Annotated in this window: 17 protein-coding genes; 7 read left to right on the top strand and 10 right to left on the bottom strand. The window is 45.5% G+C overall.

Features of this window, described 5'->3' with window-relative positions; genetic code table 11:
* The first annotated feature begins 77 nt into the window (after nt 1-77).
* Together AZI86_RS06440 and AZI86_RS06430 are read left to right on the top strand one after the other, a co-directional pair.
* A complete protein-coding gene (locus AZI86_RS06440; protein ID WP_081111799.1) occupies nt 78-719 on the top strand; it encodes a L,D-transpeptidase in 642 nt (213 codons plus the stop codon).
* 250 nt (nt 720-969) lie between these two features.
* Entirely contained in the window at nt 970-3,045 is a 2,076-nt protein-coding gene (locus tag AZI86_RS06430; RefSeq protein ID WP_157684647.1) for an Ig domain-containing protein, read from the top strand.
* Here the strand turns inward: AZI86_RS06430 and AZI86_RS06425 are convergent.
* From AZI86_RS06425 to hemW, 9 genes are all read right to left on the bottom strand, one after another.
* A complete protein-coding gene (locus tag AZI86_RS06425; RefSeq protein ID WP_157684646.1) occupies nt 3,042-4,271 on the bottom strand; it encodes a hypothetical protein in 1,230 nt (409 codons plus the stop codon). The two genes, AZI86_RS06430 and AZI86_RS06425, sit on opposite strands and share 4 nt — an antisense overlap.
* Entirely contained in the window at nt 4,268-5,080 is an 813-nt protein-coding gene (locus AZI86_RS06420) for a TIGR02147 family protein (protein ID WP_061834243.1), read from the bottom strand. Before AZI86_RS06420 ends, AZI86_RS06425 begins: the two co-directional genes overlap by 4 nt.
* 195 nt (nt 5,081-5,275) lie before the next feature.
* Nucleotides 5,276-7,681 (bottom strand): endopeptidase La, encoded by a 2,406-nt coding sequence (gene lon / locus AZI86_RS06415; protein WP_061834242.1) that lies wholly within the window; start codon nt 7,679-7,681, stop codon nt 5,276-5,278.
* Between the two features lie 143 nt (nt 7,682-7,824).
* The gene (locus AZI86_RS06410) at nt 7,825-8,202 is read right to left on the bottom strand and encodes a TraR/DksA family transcriptional regulator (RefSeq protein ID WP_061834241.1); all 378 of its coding nucleotides are present in this window, start codon (nt 8,200-8,202) and stop codon (nt 7,825-7,827) included.
* Nucleotides 8,203-8,290: 88 nt separating this feature from the next.
* Nucleotides 8,291-8,665 carry a TraR/DksA family transcriptional regulator gene (locus tag AZI86_RS06405; RefSeq protein WP_061834240.1) on the bottom strand — a complete coding sequence of 125 codons (375 nt, stop codon included), beginning with the start codon at nt 8,663-8,665 and terminating at the stop codon, nt 8,291-8,293.
* 131 nt (nt 8,666-8,796) lie between these two features.
* Nucleotides 8,797-10,470: a penicillin-binding protein activator gene (locus AZI86_RS06400; RefSeq protein WP_061834239.1), complete on the bottom strand. Its 1,674-nt coding sequence runs from the start codon at nt 10,468-10,470 to the stop codon at nt 8,797-8,799.
* A complete protein-coding gene (locus AZI86_RS06395) occupies nt 10,467-11,474 on the bottom strand; it encodes a DnaJ C-terminal domain-containing protein (RefSeq protein WP_061834238.1) in 1,008 nt (335 codons plus the stop codon). Before AZI86_RS06395 ends, AZI86_RS06400 begins: the two co-directional genes overlap by 4 nt.
* An 11-nt stretch (nt 11,475-11,485) precedes the next feature.
* Entirely contained in the window at nt 11,486-12,001 is a 516-nt protein-coding gene (locus AZI86_RS06390) for a nucleotide exchange factor GrpE (RefSeq protein ID WP_061834237.1), read from the bottom strand.
* Nucleotides 12,002-12,082: 81 nt separating this feature from the next.
* Nucleotides 12,083-13,261 carry a radical SAM family heme chaperone HemW gene (gene hemW / locus AZI86_RS06385; RefSeq protein WP_061834236.1) on the bottom strand — a complete coding sequence of 393 codons (1,179 nt, stop codon included), beginning with the start codon at nt 13,259-13,261 and terminating at the stop codon, nt 12,083-12,085.
* A 16-nt stretch (nt 13,262-13,277) separates the two neighbouring features.
* On the opposite strand from hemW, the gene AZI86_RS06380 reads away from it, so the two are divergent.
* The 5 genes from AZI86_RS06380 to AZI86_RS06360 all read left to right on the top strand — a co-directional run bounded on the left by AZI86_RS06380 (nt 13,278) and on the right by AZI86_RS06360 (nt 18,192).
* Nucleotides 13,278-15,881, top strand: a complete 2,604-nt coding sequence (locus AZI86_RS06380) for a M16 family metallopeptidase (RefSeq protein ID WP_061834235.1) — start codon at nt 13,278-13,280, stop codon at nt 15,879-15,881.
* Nucleotides 15,882-15,981: 100 nt separating this feature from the next.
* Entirely contained in the window at nt 15,982-16,611 is a 630-nt protein-coding gene (locus tag AZI86_RS06375) for a hypothetical protein (RefSeq protein ID WP_061834234.1), read from the top strand.
* 33 nt (nt 16,612-16,644) lie between these two features.
* Nucleotides 16,645-16,980: a Sec-independent protein translocase subunit TatA/TatB gene (locus AZI86_RS06370; protein WP_253715802.1), complete on the top strand. Its 336-nt coding sequence runs from the start codon at nt 16,645-16,647 to the stop codon at nt 16,978-16,980.
* The gene (gene tatC, locus AZI86_RS06365) at nt 16,977-17,732 is read left to right on the top strand and encodes a twin-arginine translocase subunit TatC (protein WP_061834232.1); all 756 of its coding nucleotides are present in this window, start codon (nt 16,977-16,979) and stop codon (nt 17,730-17,732) included. The genes AZI86_RS06370 and tatC overlap by 4 nt, the downstream gene beginning before the upstream one ends.
* Nucleotides 17,733-17,823: 91 nt before the next feature.
* Nucleotides 17,824-18,192 (top strand): hypothetical protein, encoded by a 369-nt coding sequence (locus AZI86_RS06360; RefSeq protein ID WP_061834231.1) that lies wholly within the window; start codon nt 17,824-17,826, stop codon nt 18,190-18,192.
* Between the two features lie 37 nt (nt 18,193-18,229).
* Here the strand turns inward: AZI86_RS06360 and AZI86_RS06355 are convergent, their stop codons facing one another.
* The gene (locus tag AZI86_RS06355; RefSeq protein WP_061834230.1) at nt 18,230-18,949 is read right to left on the bottom strand and encodes a hypothetical protein; all 720 of its coding nucleotides are present in this window, start codon (nt 18,947-18,949) and stop codon (nt 18,230-18,232) included.
* Nucleotides 18,950-19,020: the final 71 nt, after the last annotated feature.

The raw sequence follows: 19,020 nt of genomic DNA, 5'->3' as shown, positions 1-19,020 counted from the left end.
CTATTCAGCACATCCTGATTATCAAGCCTCCATTGCGCGTTTCAACGCGTTATTTAAATGACCAGGAGGTTATAAGAATGATCACTCGCCTAATTTCAGCTCTATTATTAGTTTCATCTTTGGCGACATTTGCACAGGCTCAAGAAGTGACGCCGGCAACTGTAATCCCCGCTCCCGCAACATCCAATGCAATGGATGAGTTGGACCCATTTGATCCAAACATCGAACAAAAACTTGATCAGATGGATCTTCAGTACGAACAAGAAACAGGAAAGCCTGCGTTCATTGAAGATATCGTAACAACGTGGGGCGCACCTTGCCGTCAGATGACTTGCCCCATTTACATCCGCGTAAATAAAGCAGTTCAAAAGGCTTACCTTTATCAAAACGGTCGTCAAATTGACACTTGGTTGGTTTCAACAGGTATCGCTGGTCGCGGAACTCCGAACTTTGAAGGTCGTCCAAATGGTCGTATCTATGATCGCTACACTTCAACGAAATACCCAGAAGGTGACTACAAAGGTTTAGGCAATATGCCTTACGCTGTTTTCTATAACGGTGGTTTTGCGATTCATGGAACAACAACTGGTAACATCAAACGTTTAGGCACGCGCGCTTCTCACGGTTGCGTTCGCGTTCACCCAGATAATGGATACACTTTCAACCGCTTGGTTCGCCAATATGGTATTTCAAACGTGTGGATTTCTATCTACGAATAAACGTGTGAAAATGTAAATCAGCCCGCTCTTTAGGTCGGGCTGATTTAAATTCTCGTTCTCTGAGGCGAACAACGCAGTTTCGCTGTTCTCCTTCTTATTTACATCTGAGCGCCATTTTAGTCTTTCAATGGGTCGGATTGGTCTAAAATAAAAATTTCTCTGCATCCTTATAAGAAAATTTGTCTTTTCACATCGCGGAAGATCCCGAAAATATAAATGAATAAAAATACTCATTTTTTCGGAGGATCTCATGAGACTGGTATTTTCTTGTATCTTCATGCTTGTGCTTGCTGGATGTAATTCTTCCCTTTTCTTTTTAGGAGGTCAGATCACGAACGATTCGGATTCGCCATCTCTGAGTGCTCCTAGTGTTGGTGATGATGGAGAAAGTGAATTGACTCTTCTGCCTCCGGTTCCGGGAAGCGCACAGTGGCTGGCTGAAAGCAGTTTTACCGTTTCCAGCTTGGAAAAAGGTCGCATCGGATATCTTGAAGCATGGGGGGGTGATGAATTCGGCTATAGCTATTCATACACCCTTACCGGCGCCCCCACGGGCCTCACGGTGGATGCGGAAACTGGAATGATGAGTCTTTCTAGCCCCCTTTCACCGGGAGATTATTCGTTCGTAGTGACTGTCACCAACCGAAAAGTCATTAGCAAGAGTTCTCAATATATAGTCAAAGTCCACGTTCTTGAAGGTGTCACCGCCAATCGCACGGGCACTCAGATCCTGCATAAAACTTATAACGTCGATGACAGCGCCCGATTTGGTTCGCCGACGGGCTCGGATTATTCAACAGTTCTTATGAACATTCACAACACCATTATTGCCGACCAAGAGGCAGCGGGTGACGGCAACTTGCGCGCCACGATTCAGTTCCGGCGCAATACGCTTTATCAGTATGCAAATAATCGTTGGCCTTGGGGAATTCAATATCTGACGGTGCAAACAAATCCGGTGGATGATCCATCTTTATCTCGTCCGCAGTTGCAAGGAACTGGCACGACTGGATGGAACAGTCTGCAAGGCACCATTATTCGTGTCGGCCAAAGCTGGGGTTACAACTATAATGCGACTGATGAAGCGAACTATGAAAATCCCCGTGCTTATGCCTATAAGATCCAAACCACGACGGTCGGTTCCAATCAGATTATTTTGAAAAATCCCGGCGATGGAACTCACATCAAGCCCGGTCGTTATCATATGGTGATCTCTTATGACCAACAGATGTATGGATTTCCGCCGAACAACCGGTACTTTGAATATGTCAAAGTGGTGAGTGTGGTCGGATCCGTGGTCACCTTGGATCGAAAAATTCGTCATATCCATCGCGACGACGCCTTGGAAGTAAATGATCCCAATTCATTAGGTAAAGCTCGGATCGTCGCCCTGGATCGGGGCGGAGTGGGTGGAGTCAACCCTCGACAAAATCGTTTGGTCTTGCGTTCCACATGGCATGATCTTGAATTCGTCGCCAACCCGGACGGCACTGAGATACAGGGAGAAATGGTGCAAATGGAAGGCGTCCTTGATGCAGAACTCAACAACTGCGTGATGCCTCATTTGGTGCCCAGCAACCTCCGTCACGGACGTCTGGTGAACTCGGTCTTGGGATCATCCGAAGGAGACAAACAAGTCGGCATGTTCATTGTAGACTCCAGTCAATTCCAAGAGGCCATGTTGGAATATACTTCTACTGATTTTCTTTTCCTGCGCAATTCTCAGTCAGCGACAATGTCGCTAATGCCCCGTCAGCTGCGAATTCAGAATTCTGTTATGGATGCCACGAATGAAAACTATATCACAGTGCCGCTTTACGTTCGAGGACCATGGTCGACGCAGAAAATTGAGATTGTTGGTACCAACATCACGCGGACGGATACCGCGATCTTCGCCGTGGGATCCGGCAACCCCGAACCGCGGGCGGTCTTGGGCACTGATGCCACGTGGAGTGGAAATCGTCTGATCATTCCCCTTAGTTCACCCGAAGCGGAGCGATGGGTGTCGGCGGCATGGGAAGGAGCGATTGTATTGCAGGGATCTTTGCCCCCAACTTCTTTTGGGGTGATCAGAAAGATTTCGGCACCCGTGACAAACGACGCGATCTATTTGGATATCGACTGGCTTGAAGGGGTTCAGCCCACATCCGGCACTGTACGGATGCACTACATTCATGATCTGTCCATCGATGCGACAAGTACGATGGGTGGGCAAATTTACTGGCTAGACCCAGACGCTATCAAACAAACCATGCCGGCATCCATGTCCACCACAAATGAACGGCAATTTCCGGAAAAATATCCAGCGGCTAGCTACGGATTCTAAAGAAAGCTAAGAGTGTCCACTTCCAAATAACAAGTGTGAGTGGACAATCCGCTTTCAACATTAAAAATAGATTCGCAGATGTCGCCGATTTCTCGATAAGATCTTTGAAGAGACAATCGAGAGATGTGATCGGTTTGTCCTGGGCGCTCACGAATGAAATCTGTAAAAGGAATTCCGGCTTTGCGTAGGGAGCTCATCACGGTCAAGGCTAAATTTCCGCTCAGGGTGATGTTATATCCCTTTCCCCCACTAGAGTAGTGCAGAAGACCTTGTCCACTTTCACCACCGATCAGCAATGCGCTATGGAGCTTGTCGGCCGCAAAAAGATAGCCCACCGCAGACAGAGTCTCAAGATGTGTGACTAATAAATCCGTGATGGCAGATCCCGAAATCCGAATGTTTTGTCCTGGGTTTAAATATTTTTTCCCCGGTAAAACATAGTTAGGAACAGAGCTCTCGTCGGTAAAGTTCACATCCACACCGTTAATTTTCAAGATAGCTCCGAACTTGATACTGGTCACTTCATACGACCACAGGGCGCCGGTATCCAGGGCCTCACGAACCAGTTTTGCCGTGAGCTTGTTGTATTTCAGATGATTGACCGAAACGAAATTTCCGCCACACTTCAACTGAATACCAAAATCTCGCGAAGCACCTTGCAGCGTGTGATTTTCACTGACCTTGGCGGTGACCATAACGCAGTCAATTTTTCTAGGTCCGTCAGATCCTATGTCGAACGCGGCCCAAGATTGAACTCCGGGCATTTTTTCTTGAGCTCGAAGGATGTTTAAATAGGTGGCGGAGTAGGGATATCGTCCGCTGCCCTCTAATCCCACCAGGCTTAAGACCTCATGAAGAGCCACGCCTCTTTGAACATTTTTATCCAAGATCTGTTCCCAACGAGGGCGGCTGAGAGCGATACTGTAATTGCTGGGATCATTGAGGGCCACAACATTTTGATCTTGGGTGGTGTCATCTAAAAATAAGGGCCCGTCAAAGACGAAAATTTTGGTTTGCAGAGCGACTTGATACACACCGGAAGGGGCGATCTGGCTGTAAAGATCCTGATGATTTAAGCGAATATCCTGCAACGCAAACATAAATGCCGACTGGAATTCCAGCCCAACGTCGTCACCGCCGCCGCGCACGCTGGTGCCAGAGGCCCAGGACCAGGATAAGGATAAAACGACGATGCTGCTTAAAAACGCTCGTAAAAATCTCATCACTTTTGTCCTCCCCATTGCGTTACCGGATACATATGAAGGCTCAAGGCATAAACGCGGTCTTTGGTTTTTGACTTCTCTGCCAAGCGCATCACGGCCAATGAAAACTCTCTCGCCAAGCGATCGGCTTCGGGAATAAATTTGGAATCCATAGCCAGGACATCTGTGGAGTTCACGCGCTCTTTGGTGTCATAGGCCGCAAAACACTGAGAGGCTTTTTCCAAGTACTGTCGGTGAAACTGTTGTAAGGCTGAGTGAGGAATTTTGGATTCACTTAGGATATATGTATGGGCTTTTTTCCAGCCCTGATCTGTGTTTTCCGCCAGCTTCAGGCGCAAAAGTCGTTTCATAGAAAGCTCGGCTTCGACTTTTGAAATACCCAGCTTGTCGGCGATGAAACCGGCATCCATTGAAAAATTTGGCAAATGGGTCATTTCTAATATCGCGATATGATGCCATTCGCTGATGGTCTTAAAGATATCCACAGATAAGTCGTAATGCACGCGATGAGGATTCAAAGCATTTAATCTTTTCAGGCATTCTGCGCGGAACTCTGGATCTTGTTCGTTTTCCATCTGTACCAGCAAGCACAGATATTGAGTTTCCAAGTCCGTCAGGCCCAACTTCACCGCGATCTTAAAAGCCAGCTCGACGGATAAGGACTTTTTGGAATTGAGCACTTCTGACAAAAAAGAAGTTGAGATATTCAACTTGGCCGCGAAAGACCTCAATGAATGATGGGGATTTTCCTTGGCGCGAAGTTCAAGGACATCCTTAAGAAAGACGCGGTATTCGGTGTGCTGAAAAATCATAACGTTTCTTAGTAGCGGTCTCTATGGGGGGTCAACACAATAGAGAATTCGGGCGTTCGCCAAAGAGAACAGTCCAAAAAATTCACGTCTTAGAGGGGCCCAAATCCTTTTATTTGGCTTTGACGAAAAAAAAAGGACCGGAAGACCGGTCCTTTTTAGTTTCGGGAGGGGCAATGTTCTTTTAGCGAGGGTTAACTACGCTGCAAGACCTTTGCTCTTTTTCGGTGTCCCTGTTTTCGGTGCAGACTTTTTATCGCCCTTAGCCGTTTTATCGAAAGCCACCGCAAATACTTCATCTAAGTTTTCAGCGAAGATGAAATTGATTTTGTCTTTAAATACTTTTGGAATATCAGCAATATCCTTTTTGCAAGCCATCGGGATAATGATGTTTGTGATTCCAAGGTTCAAAGCCGCTAAGCACTTCTCGCGGATACCACCGACAGGAAGAACACGACCTTGCAACGTCACCTCACCCGTCATCGCGATGTCATGACGTACTGGCGTACCAGTCATCAGACTTACCAATGCGGTTGTTAACGTGATACCTGCTGACGGGCCATCTTTAGGGATTGCACCTGCTGGCAAGTGAACGTGCACATCATACTTCTCAAAGAAGTCTTCAGGAATGCCCAATTCTTCTTGATGAGCGCGAGCATATGACATCGCGGCGTGTGCAGATTCTTTCATCACGTCACCCAATTGACCTGTTAAAGCCAAGTGACCTTTACCTTTCATTTTCAAAGCCTCGATAGTGAGAACTTCACCACCAGCTTGAGTCCAAGCAAGACCTTGAACGACACCCACTTGAGAGTCTTCGAATTTGTCATCACGTTGGAAACGCGGAGGACCTAACAACTCTGGAACTGTTTGAGCGTTGATTTCGACGAACTTCGCCTCTTCCATAACCACCATTTTGGCTACTTTACGGCAAACGGAACCGACTTCACGCTCAAGGTTGCGAAGACCCGCTTCACGAGTGTAGCCAGCGATAAGGTATTTAATACCTTCGTCAGTAAACTTGATGTTTTCATCAGTAATACCGTTGGCTTCAATTTGTCTGCGGATCAAATGTTTTTTCGTGATCAATAACTTGTCATTCTCTGTGTAACCAGGAATGTTCAAGATTTCCATACGGTCACGCAATGCGGGTGGAATATTTTCCAACACGTTGGCAGTTGCAATGAACAACACATTTGAAAGATCGAAATCGACATTCAAATAGTTATCACGGAAAGTGGAGTTTTGTTCTGGATCTAGAACCTCAAGCATTGCTGCTGATGGATCGCCACGGAAGTCTGAACCTAACTTATCCACTTCATCTAGTACGATTACTGGATTGTTGGTTTTAGCTTGGCGCATAGCTTGGATAATTTTACCCGGCATCGCACCAACATAAGTTCTTCTGTGACCACGAATCTCTGCTTCATCCTTCACGCCGCCCAAGGCGATACGGAAGTATTCGCGACCCATCGCGCGAGCGATAGATTTACCAAGAGATGTTTTACCTACTCCTGGAGGACCACCAAAGCAAAGGATAGGGCCTTTAAGGTTTGGCTTCAGCTTACGAACCGCTAAGAATTCCATGATACGGTCTTTAGCTTTTTCTAGCTCATAATGATCTTCATCCAAAATTTCTTTTGAACGTTTAAGATCGATATGATCTTCAGATTTCTTATTCCAAGGAAGATCCGCCATCCAGTCTAGGTATGTGCGAACCATTGTTGCTTCAGAAGCATCTGGATGCATGCGCTCCAAACGACCCAACTGTTTCAACGCCTCAGTTTCTACATGCGGTGGCATGCCGGCGTTGATAAGCTTTTCACGAAGTTCGTCCATCTCTTCAGATTTAGAGTCGCCTTCACCAAGCTCATTTTTTATAGCCTTCATTTGCTCACGCAAGAAGTACTCACGTTGAGTTTTAGACATGTCCTCTTTACCGCCAGGACGTGTTTTGCTTTGAGTCTGCATCACTTCAAGTTCTGCAGCCAAAATTTCATTTACTAGTTTCAGTCTTTCTGTGGCGTCAGAAGTTTCAAGAACTTTTTGTGCGTCTTGAACTTTGATACCAAGGTTTGAAGCAATCAAATCAGCGATGCGACCTGGATCAGAGACATCATCAAGAACTAATAAGATGTCTGGAGATAGAGGGCGACCAAGCGCAATGATTCTTTCAATATGTTCTTTGGCTGTTCTGATCAAAGCTTCATTTTCAACAACAGTTTTTTGAACTGGAGTTTCTTCGATCTTTTCAACTGCGACTTCAAAAGAAGGAGAAGTTTTCGTGAAGTTTTTCACGCGGCCTTTTGCGACACCTTGGATAAGGATTTTTACGCGACCGTCAGACAGCTTTCTCATTCTCATGATCATCGCCACAGTTCCTACTGTGTAGATGTTGTCCGGATTTGGATTTTCTTCGGTGATGTCTTTTTGAGAAGCCAAGAAGATCAAACGATTCTTTGATAGAGCTTCTTCTACGGAACGGATTGAAGCATCGCGACCTACAAATAGTGGAATTATCATGTAGGGAAATACAACGATGTCTCTCACAGGTAGCATGGGAAGGGTCTGTGGGATTTCTAGGACTTTATCGTCAAAACTCATACCGCTCCTCCGCGTTTATGCGGGAATTATGTTTTCTGGTATGAGACTTCTCGGCGTGAGACAGTATTTGCTAAATGTAGATTTAAAATAATTTCAGAAAATTGGACTGACATCCATGTCAGACCGGACTTCATAAAGCCCGGTTACTGGAAAATATTCGAATGGCTTTCTTGTTCTTCCATACATTCAATACAAAGGGCTGTGAATGGACGCGCCTGTAAACGTCTTGCGGAAATACACTCGCCGCAAGATTCGCACTGGCCATAGGTCCCGTCGGCGATTTTACCCAACGCTCTTTCGATGGCGTAAAGGGCCGTACGATCACGCTCGTGCAAGTGAATGGAGATATTGTTAGCGATGTCTTGGGAAGCCGCTTCCGCTTCTTCCGCGACAGCAGACATGCTTGATTGTTCTTCTTTGAACTCGTGGCTCTTATTAAGAATCAACGCCTTTTGGGTCAACATTGATTCTTTCAAAGTTAAGAGTTCCATCTCTGTAAGCTCAGTAACTTCTGCGCTCATCTAACCCCCCGATATGATGATTGCTTGGCTCGCGATCCTTATTGCGGGGGATGAGATGTATGTCATCAAAAAAGCAGCGCGTGATTATTTAGCGTGCAAATCTACGACTGACTGCTTCTCGAATTTCGGCACCTTCAATGCTGAGACGAGTCCAGGGAATTGCTAGTAAACGATCTGATTCGATCACTTCTTCTGTCTCTTCACACACGCCGAATGTTCCTTGCTCGATGCGTGATAAAGCCATTTCAATTTCTAAAAGTTGATTTCTCATTCGTTCTTGCGCAACAAGAAAAGAATGTTCTTCAATGTGCGCGACGGATTGATCGCCTTCGTCCCCACTGGCTTTATCCAAGTGAATCACTTCTCTTTGGGCGGTTCTGAATCGATTCAGCACGTCCTGCTTGGCGATAAGAAGTTTCTTTTTGCACTCCATCACGAGGTTTTCTGATAAACGATTCGTCATAACCCTGGCCCCTTTCTAAAGACTTTTTGAATGGAAGCGACGTCCTGCCGCTTCGTGTTCACTAGACGAGTGGGCCCTAGGTCAGGGTTAAAAAATCATCGATTTTTTGATATAAAATATTCTTATAGCAGCTATTGACGATACTTAACCGGGGTCACTTCGCCTTTTTCTACGGTAAGCGTCGTAACGGGGCGTTCAATCTCACGCTCTGCATTCATAGAAAGCGTACCCAGGGAGCCGGGAAAGCGATTGAGGGAAGTCAGTCGGCGAGTCAGTTCTTCACGAGAGCTAGCCCCTGCTGCCACCAGCTGGCGTAAGATCAAACCCGCGTCATAGGCTTGAATTTCAATCAATGAAGGATCCTCGCCATAGATCGATTTATATTCCATCATAAAGCGAGAGCGATCTTGAGCGGGTGAAATACTATCTACGAACAACAAGCTGTTCGCGAAATTCCCGGCACGTTTTGCGACGTCCTTGGTGTTCCATAAATTCGTACCAAGAAGCTTTACGCTTCTTACGTCATTATAAGAAAGCATCGCTGAAATCTGCCCCATGGCTTTCACGCTATCAGGAATAAAGATCGCATCGAAATCCGTAATAGGCTGAAGCACGTTTTCTAAGTTGGACTGACGAACAGAACGTTTTTTATCTGAATGTTTTAATTCGTTTAAGCGAATGTTGAATTCGTCTTGGCGAGCTTCTCCAAAATAAGTTCCCGTCAGACGTTGAATAACCAAACGGAAATCAGTTTCTTTATTTGAATAAGTTTGCACTGCCGTGATTTGGCCTCCACGTGCCAATACTTCATCCCAAAAAATATTTGTGAACTCAACTCCGTAAGCATCATTAGGGTATAAAATCGCAAAGCGCTTCATGCCGAAGTCTTCCATCGCCGAGCGCACCAAAGCGCGAACTTGCATGCCACTGGTCAGGGAGTTTCGAAATACCGTGGGTCCGATCTCTGTCAGCCCTGATCTTTGGGAAAGGGCAATAGTGGGTACACCTAATTCATCTGATTTTGCGGCAACAGCTGGGGCCGTTTTACTTAAAAGACTGCCGACGACCGCGATCACGTTATCTTCTTTCACTAAACGCTCAACACCGCGACGGGCAGAGTCGGGGTTGCCTTCGCTGTCCATAACCGCAAGTTTAAAGCTAGAGCCAGGAATATGAAGCCCCAGGCCCATTTCAAGTCCACGAAGCGCACGCTGCCCCACGGGCGCATTACGTCCGCTTAAAGGCAAGACCACACCCACGGTTTGAGCTTGAACGTTTCTAACCGCATCCATTTGGTTTAAGATTTCTTGCGAACGGACCGCCAGATCGCTGCCCGGAAGAAATTCAATCACGCCTGTAAAATATTTTTTGGCATTTACCGAATCCCGATGTTCCAGTGATGTTTCACCCAGACGGAACATCGCGTGCCCCCGTAAAAATCCATAGTCACTGCCGTTGGCAACGGCTTCTAATTGCTCTTCATTAAGGCGATTTTCTACGATTTCAACAGCTTGCATGCGGAAAGTTTCTTGGGTCTGTTTATCCGGAGCTTGAACCGACTTTGTTACCAAACCTTGCAGGTAAACCAACCCGGCTTCGGCTTGCTGGCGAACTTCGGGAAGCTTAACTTCTTCGCTTTGAATTTGTTCGGGCTGTTTGCCAGTCATTCCACCAATGGCTTTCGGTGGCTTTGCACTTGCGGTAGGAGGTCTAAACGGGGCTTGAGAAGATCGTTTTTTCGTCGCCACCGTTGTGCAAGAAGCTAAAAGGCCCGCTACCAGCAAAAGTGCAAATCTTGATGTCATTTTCTATTCCTCATAATCTGAGAGACTTTGTCTTGAAATGATTTTACCAAAGGAGTGGATTCAATGGACTTAGAAAGTTCTTCGACCAGCTCTTTTTGTTTGGCAGAAATACTTGACGGAGTATCTACAACGACTCGGACCAACATATCACCCGCGCCAAAGCCGCCAATTTTAGGAAAACCTTTTCCCTTTAGGCGAAAGGTCTGGCCAGAGTGAGTTCCCGGAGGAATGCGAATCATGGCTTTACCGGTCAAAGTGGGGACTTCGATATTGGTTCCTAGAATCGCGTCGGTATACATAATTGGCAGATCCAAGGTGACATCGTTTTCGTTTCTTTTGAAAAGCGGATGTTCTTGGATATTGATGATCACGTAAAGGTCACCGGCCGTACCGCCACCAGCAGGGGTGTCGCCCTCGCCAGAAAGTTTAAGTCGTTGACCTTCTTTAACTCCGGCAGGGACATTCACGGAAAGTTTGGCAGAGTCTTCTTTACCCGAGCGTTGGCGCATAAAGCTGATCACTTTTTCGCAACCTAAAGCCGAGTCTTCAAAGGAAATATTTAAAGTATAACGAAGGTCCGTGCCCTTCGCTTGTTGGCGACGGCCGCGTGGGCCAGCACCCGGTCCGCGAGCGTTTCCAAAAATATCGCCGAAAACATCACCAAAGATATCTTGAAACGGATCACCACCGTTAGACTGTGAACGCGCGCCGCCCGCGGCGCCACCGAAACCACCAAAGCCTCCTGCGCCGCCAAAAGGACCACCAGCCCCGCCAAACCCTTGCGAGCCAGCATGGCCGAACTGATCGTACATATCTTTTTTCTTAGCGTCGCTCAAAGTGTCATAGGCTTCGCTAATCTCTTTGAACTTTTCCTCGGCCTTTTTGTCACCAGGATTTTTATCAGGATGGTATTGCATCGCAAGCTTACGATAAGCTTTTTTAAGCTCTTCCGGGGAAGCTGTTCTGGAGACACCTAAAATAGAGTAGAAGTCTTTTTTAGACAATCAACACCCTCTTACTCTGGCTTTTTTGCGACCACGACTTGGCCAGTACGGATGACTTTATCATGAAGTTTATAAGGTTTTTTAAACACGCGTAAAATATGGCCCGGAGTCACTTGATCAGATGGTTCGGCGCCTAATGCTTCATGCACCATGGGGTCAAAGGCCGCGCCTTGAGAAGGAACTTCGGTGACAGAGTGCTTTTGTAAAACAGAGCGAAGTTCTTGTGCGGTCATTTCGACACCTTGTTTAAAGGTATTTAAATTTTCAGCGGTGACTTGCGTTTGTAAAGCGCGTTCAAAATTATCTACGACCTCAAGAAGATCACGAATGAATCTTTCGCCGCCATATTTGAGTAAATCAGCACGTTCCTTGATGGCATTACGTTTATAGTTTTCAAATTCGGCGCGTAAATAAAGGAAATCGTTTTTATACTTTTCCGCAGCTTCTTGCAGCTTTTGAACGTCTGACCCCTCAGCGTTGCCAGAGTTGTTGGGAGGAGTATTTTGAGAGTTATTTTCTTCGGACATAGAGTTTCCCTTTCGCAATACTTAAGATTGTGTATTGCTTAGGGAATGTCAATGCGGAGCCTCCTCTAAAAAATCGCATTTCTATTGGTCTAGGTCTTCAGAAAGAAAGGTCAAATCTTGGAATACTTTGTTGCTAAGAACTAAGCCTTCACGAGTCAAAAACCAATGCCCATCGTCAAAGGCAACCCAGGATTTCTCTTTCAGGCGATTCAAGATGCTATCGACTTTTTGAGTCACGTCAGCCGGGAATTTTGATGCCAGCTGTTGAACATTCAGGCCGCGCATAAGACGCATTGAAGTATGACAAAAGTCTGTGAGCGCTTGGTTCATTTCTAACACTTCAAACTGACTTGGCGGCAGGTGCTTGCTTGGAGAAGAGTGCTCTTCACCGTCGTGAGCTAAGATCTGTTTTTGATATTCGCCGATCGAGTTGATGTTCCAATAGCGCGTGCCCCATTGCGACTCCTTAGAGTAAGAATGCGCGCTTAAGCCCAAGCTCCAATAAGGCTGATCCACCCAATAAAGCATGTTGTGGCGCGATTCATAACCAGGAATGGCGAAATTTGAAATTTCATACTGTTTAAATTTATTCGCATTCAGTTCTTCAGCGATGATATCAAACATGTCGACTTGTTCATCATCAATGGGCCTTCCTTTTGACAAAGGATGGCCATCAGGAACGGTGAGGCAATAAGGGCTGATATGTTTTGCGCCTTGTTCCATCGCAATCTTTACGTCATTTTTTAGTCCGGCAACTGTTTGTGAAGGGAGGGCGAATAAAATATCGAAACTGAAGTTCAAGTTGTGAGCTCGCAAAAGGTCTAGGGTTTCCAACGTTTGCTTCGCATTGTGTTCACGATTTACCATTTTCAACAAACGATCATCGAAAGTTTGGGCCCCGACACTAAAACGATTGATCCCATTGTCTAAATAAATTTTCAACTTTTCTTCGTTGATGGTGGCCGGATTAATTTCGATGGTGATTTCTGTATCCGGTCTAGTTGTGAACCCAAATCTTCCCAGCTCTTTGATAATCGATACAATGAGATGAGCGGGAATCAGGCTGGGTGTTCCTCCGCCAAAGTAAATCGTATCAAGCGATTGTGGTGGGTAATACTTGTGCTTCTGGCGAATTTCCTTAAACAGAAGTTCGACATACTGATCCGGCGGCAGGATCTTACTTTGTTCGTAAGTCGCGAAGTCACAATAGGTGCAGCGCTGAATGCAGTAAGGAATATGAACGTAGATGCCAAATGCCATGGGAGTTATCTAGAGTATGTCCAAAAAATTTCAACTAAAAAACGGAATGAAAGTTCTTTTACTTGAAAGCCACAAGTCCCCTGTGGTCTCAGTTCAAATGTGGGTGAAAACAGGCTCCGCCGATGAAAAAAAGGGGGAAGAGGGTATTTCTCACTTTATTGAACACCTGGTCTTTAAAGGGACCAAAAAGTATAAAGTGGGCGAAATCGCTTCTACGGTGGAGGGGTCGGGCGGGGAGCTGAATGCCTACACCTCCTTTGACCAAACGGTCTTTTACGTCACGATCTCTAAGCAATTTACAGATGTAGCTTTAGACGTGATCAGCGAAATGATGGGTTACCCAACATTCGATAAAACTGAAATTGATAATGAACGAGAGGTCGTGATCGAAGAAATTAAGCGCGGCCAAGACAGCCCGGGTCGTCGCGCGAGCCAGCTTCTGTTTACTAACGTGTTTAAAAAACATCCTTATGGTCGTCCGGTTATTGGTTACGACAAAGTTGTTAAGTCGGTTTCTACTAAAAAGATCAAAGACTACTATCAAAGTCGTTACGTTCCCTCCAACATGTTTTTGGTTGTCGCCGGTGACTTTGAATCAAAAGAGATGAAAAAAAAGGTCGAACAAATGTTCGGCGGCTTTGCCCCGCACAAACTAAGAAAAGTAGCTCGCGGAAAAGAGCCCGTACAAAAAAATATACGCATTAAAATTGAACAAACTAAGTTTGAACAAACGACGGGTTATCTGACATGGAGAATTCCGGGTGTAAAACATCAAGATATCGCGGCCCTTGAAGTATTGGCGGCTATATTAGGTCAGGGCGATTCTTCACGTTTAATGCAAAGCCTTCGTATCAAAGAGCCTTTAACAAATTCAGTCGGTGCTTTCAGTTACTCGATGCCGGACGATGGACTGTTTGCCGTGTCTTTTAATCTGGAAAAAGAAAACCTGGGACAGGCGTTAGGTAAAATTACACCCGAAATTGTTAAGCTCATTGAACATCCACCCACGGCCGCAGAAATGCAAAAAGCGATCACGAACTTTGCAAGTCATGAAGTATATTCGCTGGAAACCGTGGATAATATTGCACGCAAAGCAGGAAACAATGAATTTTATTACGGCGATCATAACTATTATGCGAAGTACATGAAGCAGGTTTACTCCCTAAAGCCGCAAGACATTCAAAAGGTTGCCAAAAAGTATTTCCGTCCTAATACCTTCGGCCTGTCGTTGACGACGAATATGGACAAAAAGGAAGCGGATAAAATTCTTAAGTCTTTTGCAAAGGACTTAAAGAAAGCGCTTTCTAAAATTATCATGTCTAAGGAACGCCAAGCCTTTAAGGCGAAAAAATTTAATATCAATACCGAAGCCGGCGCGAACCACCCGGAAACCCAAAAAATCCAGTTGAGTTCAGGGGCGACACTTTTAATTCGTCAGCAAAAAGAATCTCCGTATGTAGCGGTTAAGGCCGCTGCCCTAGGTGGGGTGAGAGTAGAAAATGACAATCAGAATGGTTTGACGGAATTATTTTCGCGCAACTGGTTGTCGGGATCTAAGAATTTTTCTGAAGATGAAATCAATTTAAAAGTCGATGAGATGGCGGCGGGTATCGGCGCATTTGGCGGCAGAAACTCTGTCGGGCTCTCGATGGACTATTTATCGCCATTTGAAAATACGATGATGGATATCTTTGCCGACAGCTTGGTAAATCCGTTGTTCCCGCAAAGCATTTTAGATCGCGAAAAGACAATCATCAAAAACCAAATCAAAGCGCGGAACGACAACCCGGCGCAGATCTGTGTTTTAAACTTTATGAAAGAAATCTTTAAAGGCCACCCATATTCTCGGGATATGGTGGGCAGTGAAGAGTCTATCGCCGCACTTACCTGTGCCGACCTGCATGCGTATCATCAAAAAGTAATTCAAGCGCGCAATCTGACATTCTCGGTAGTGGGTGATGTGAATGTGGAAAAATGGGTGGATTACTTAGAAAAGGTAACGTCACGGCTTCCGCAAGGCAAAAAGATTGAAAACTCATTCCAGCCGCAACCGGTGAAGGAAAGTAAAAAAATCTTTCAACCCCTCAAAAAAGAACAAAGTCACATCATTGTAGGATATCGCGGACTCACGTTAAAAGACGACGATCGTTTCGTCTTAGAAGTCATTCAGTCAATTTTGAGTGGTCAGGGGGGGCGTTTATTCTTAGAACTGCGTGATAAAAACTCTCTCGCATACTCAGTTTCCCCAATGCATATGGAAGGAATTGAGTGTGGATATTTTGGTGGATATATCGGATGTTCGCCTGAAAAATCGGGTAAAGCTATTCAAATGTTAAAAGCAGAATTTGCAAAGCTTGCGGAAACAAAAATTTCCGAAGAAGAGCTGGTTCGGGCGCAAAGATATTTAATCGGTCGTCATGATATTGAATTGCAAAGAAAAAGCACGGTCGGCAACGCCATCCTTTTTGATGACATTTACGGCTTAGACTACCGCGAAAGTCTTGATGTGGCGGATAAATATTTTTCTGTCACCGCAGAAGATGTTCAGCGCTTAGCCAAAAAGATTTTTGCCCAGCCGGCGATTATCAGCCTGGTCGGACCCGACGACGTCGCGGCTTAGCGTTTCATACTGAGACAAGGATCGACAAAGGCCCAGGAAGAAAAGGTTTTTACAAAAAACACTAACCGAATTTCCTGGGAACTTTGTTAAAATAATAGGTATGAGGGATAAGTCGTCGACTGTAGAGCTTTTTATTAGTCCCGAGGGATACTTCCAAGAGCTGGTTCAGCAAGGACTCAGTCAGAGGAAAGTGAACACTTATCCTCATGTGGAAAGCTATCTTGTGCGTCTTCTTCAGCACTATCTTGATGCTAGAAATCTTTATGACGAGCCTTATGAAAATGAAAGCGGTCAGCGCTCTCCGCAGACCTTGGCAGAAGCCTATTTAATCGCGCAAAACTCTGAACCTTTCGTGCGCACCGAGATGTTGCGGAAACTCGGCGATAAAACTCTATATATCAGTGGCTTTTTCGGCGATTCATTGTCGCGCAAGATTGTGGATATAGACTATTATGCAGAGATTGGAGGCGCTGCCTATGCGTCTTTGGCTCACTGCACGCGTGAAGACGCGATGATAAAGGTGTATTCGACCTTTTCAGAGCGCTTTTTAGAGTTTGTCGACGTTTTGACCTATATCAGTCATCAATCCCTTATTAAGAGCGATGAAAGCATCCTTCGGCTTTACGAACGCTATATGCGTACCGGCTCCGAGCTCGCCAAAGAAAAACTTAAAGAGATGGGTGTCCTGACTCTTCCCGCAGACCAAGTAAAGCTTGGCAAGCAAGGCTGATTCCACTATTCTGGCGCCATGTTCGGCTTAGGAATGTCAGAAATTATTTTTTTAGCCATCTTGGCTTTAGTGGTTGTTGGCCCCAAAGAATTGCCTCAATTGGCTAGAACCTTGGGTCGCTTTCTGAATGAACTAAAACGCAGCTCCAATATCCTCACGGATGAAATCAAACAACAAACTCGCTTAGATCGTTTTGATCTTGATTCGGCAATGTCTCGCCGGGATCAAGTTCGTGATGAACAAGCTCAGCACGATCACCATTCGCCCCACGGACATCATGAATCCCATGCACCGACTAGCGAAGAGCCTCAGCAAATGGAGCTTACTGAATCTACTAACGACGACTCGGACGAAAAGAAGAAATCATGAGAAGTGAAGATCTAGACTTAAAAGCCCAGTCGTTGTACGAGCATCTCGCGGAACTTCGTAAACGTATCATCAACTGTGCACTGATTCTTTTTATCGGTACGGCCATTTGTTACAACTTCAGTGAACAAATATTCAATTTTGTGCGTCAGCCGATCGTTCCTTATTTACCAGGTGGGGGTTTAATTTTCACAGGCCCCCTGGATAAGTTTATCGCCCATCTGAAGCTTTCGTTTGTGGGTGGTATTATCCTTTCTTGTCCATTTTGGCTTTACCAGGTATGGATGTTCGTAGCTCCCGGTCTTTACCAAAAAGAGCGCAAGTATACGATGGGCTTTATCATGGCGGGAACAGTGCTGTTCCTTTTAGGCTCGGGTTTTTCTTATTTTATTGCCCTGCCGATGGCCTTTCATTTCCTGATGACTTTTGGTGGGGACATCGACAAGCCGATGATCTCCATTGACCAATACATGGGCTTTTTTACGCAGATGTGCTTGATGTTTGGAGTGGCCTTCGAGCTGCCTTTGGTGATCGTCGTTTTAGGGATGATGGGCATCGTAAGCCAAGCTTTTTTGCGTAAGAACCGTCGCTACGCCATCATGACCATTGCGGTGATTGCTGCTATTATTACTCCCCCAGATCTTTTAAGCATGGTTATGATGCTTACTCCGATGTGGATTCTCTTTGAGGGGGCGGTTCTTGTGGTCGGCATCTTTGAAAAGAACCGCGATCAATCCTTTAACGAAATCGAATAGAACCCTATTTCCCTAAAAAATTTTGTAAATTGCAGAAAACATCTTGATTTGAATGCCGCTATGGCTAAAAAGAAGGCATTGGGAGTAAATTATGAGATCTCTTATGCTTTCTTTGGCTGTCTTTATGGTTGGTTCAATGGCGTTTGCCGGCCCTATCCTTAACTGGAAATCCACAGAAGTCTCTGAAACGGACGCAGCCCAAGCTGTGCAAATCGGCGTAAAGAATTACGTTGAAGACGCGAACTCTTGTGAATTGGTCAATGTGTGGGGCTTAGAAGCTATCAACCATCTTAAAGACTTTTACGGAAACCCATTGATCGTAGTTACGTCCATCGCGGAGGCTGCGGGCCCGCGCTGCGAACTCTCTAAGTACCTTGATTGCAACACGGTCTTTGTCAAAGAAGAAGGCGTTTGGAAATACGACGATACGACCTGTGATAAAGAAGAATCTGCAGAATAAGCAGAAAAAGAAAAGGGGCTTAAGGCCCCTTTTTCATTTAAATTTGTTCTAAAAAGATGATCGCTTTTTTCTGATTTTGGTCCATAAGAACTTTCTCAACACGAACTTTCTCGCCCGCTTTCATCAGCACTTCAAACTCAGTCCAGTGAAACTGGTGAAATGAAGACATTGGTGATCCTGAGTGTACATTGATAACGAAGATTGTCTGAAATGAGTCTTGAGATCCCTGGCGTGCAAATTGGTACGCAATGTTCGGGTCAATGGATGTCGAATAAAATCCTGCCATGGTGATGACAGAGCCCTCGCGGTAAGACTCAACTCCCTTTTTGCTTAAAGCTCCGCCCCTGAAGCAAATGCAATTATATTTCGGAAGAACTGCAAGGGCCTTCTCTAGGCGGTTCTTAAAATCCGCTTCGCGAGCACTTAAGGCTTTTCCTCGATTTAGTTTCGCATTCGTTGTTTCCCACAATGGATCGGACCCATCTGGAGGATCATCAACATAGTCATTAATAGCGCGATAGAGTTCCGGATTCTTATCAATCCAAGTCATGACGTCCGTGCCCATGAAAGCTTTCATCGTCGAGGAATATTTTTGCTGAGCTAGCTCATTTTCTGAACCAGCTCCGATATCGGCTAAAACTGTCTCTGCCTCCGAAAAGGAAATGGATGAACGTTGGGAGTAAAGACTTTCCGCTGCCGACAGGGCCGAGGCGTCTGAAAACACCTCAAAGCGTATACAAGCAAAAAAAAAGTCCATATCAGCTCATCTAAACTCGATATGGACGTCTAAGGCGTAAACGGTGTCAACTTTTGTCGGTGGTGCGAGCT

The organism is Bdellovibrio bacteriovorus (assembly GCF_001592735.1).
Classification (GTDB): Bacteria; Bdellovibrionota; Bdellovibrionia; order Bdellovibrionales; family Bdellovibrionaceae; genus Bdellovibrio; species Bdellovibrio bacteriovorus_D.
Note: the sequence above shows the minus strand (reverse complement) of the source record. Positions and strands in the feature narration are given on the sequence as shown.

Bases quoted from the DNA above. Each gene is read 5' to 3' on its own strand.
- AZI86_RS06370 (WP_253715802.1), top strand. From the start codon at position 16,645: ATGTCAGAAATTATTTTTTTAGCCATCTTGGCTTTAGTGGTTGTTGGC.
- AZI86_RS06400 (WP_061834239.1), bottom strand. From the start codon at position 10,470: ATGACATCAAGATTTGCACTTTTGCTGGTAGCGGGCCTTTTAGCTTCT.
- AZI86_RS06440 (WP_081111799.1), top strand. From the start codon at position 78: ATGATCACTCGCCTAATTTCAGCTCTATTATTAGTTTCATCTTTGGCG.
- AZI86_RS06430 (WP_157684647.1), top strand. From the start codon at position 970: ATGAGACTGGTATTTTCTTGTATCTTCATGCTTGTGCTTGCTGGATGT.
- hemW (WP_061834236.1), bottom strand. From the start codon at position 13,261: ATGGCATTTGGCATCTACGTTCATATTCCTTACTGCATTCAGCGCTGC.
- AZI86_RS06410 (WP_061834241.1), bottom strand. From the start codon at position 8,202: ATGAGCGCAGAAGTTACTGAGCTTACAGAGATGGAACTCTTAACTTTG.
- AZI86_RS06405 (WP_061834240.1), bottom strand. From the start codon at position 8,665: ATGACGAATCGTTTATCAGAAAACCTCGTGATGGAGTGCAAAAAGAAA.
- AZI86_RS06355 (WP_061834230.1), bottom strand. From the start codon at position 18,949: ATGGACTTTTTTTTTGCTTGTATACGCTTTGAGGTGTTTTCAGACGCC.
- tatC (WP_061834232.1), top strand. From the start codon at position 16,977: ATGAGAAGTGAAGATCTAGACTTAAAAGCCCAGTCGTTGTACGAGCAT.
- lon (WP_061834242.1), bottom strand. From the start codon at position 7,681: ATGAGTTTTGACGATAAAGTCCTAGAAATCCCACAGACCCTTCCCATG.
- AZI86_RS06390 (WP_061834237.1), bottom strand. From the start codon at position 12,001: ATGTCCGAAGAAAATAACTCTCAAAATACTCCTCCCAACAACTCTGGC.
- AZI86_RS06360 (WP_061834231.1), top strand. From the start codon at position 17,824: ATGAGATCTCTTATGCTTTCTTTGGCTGTCTTTATGGTTGGTTCAATG.
- AZI86_RS06375 (WP_061834234.1), top strand. From the start codon at position 15,982: ATGAGGGATAAGTCGTCGACTGTAGAGCTTTTTATTAGTCCCGAGGGA.
- AZI86_RS06420 (WP_061834243.1), bottom strand. From the start codon at position 5,080: ATGATTTTTCAGCACACCGAATACCGCGTCTTTCTTAAGGATGTCCTT.
- AZI86_RS06380 (WP_061834235.1), top strand. From the start codon at position 13,278: ATGTCCAAAAAATTTCAACTAAAAAACGGAATGAAAGTTCTTTTACTT.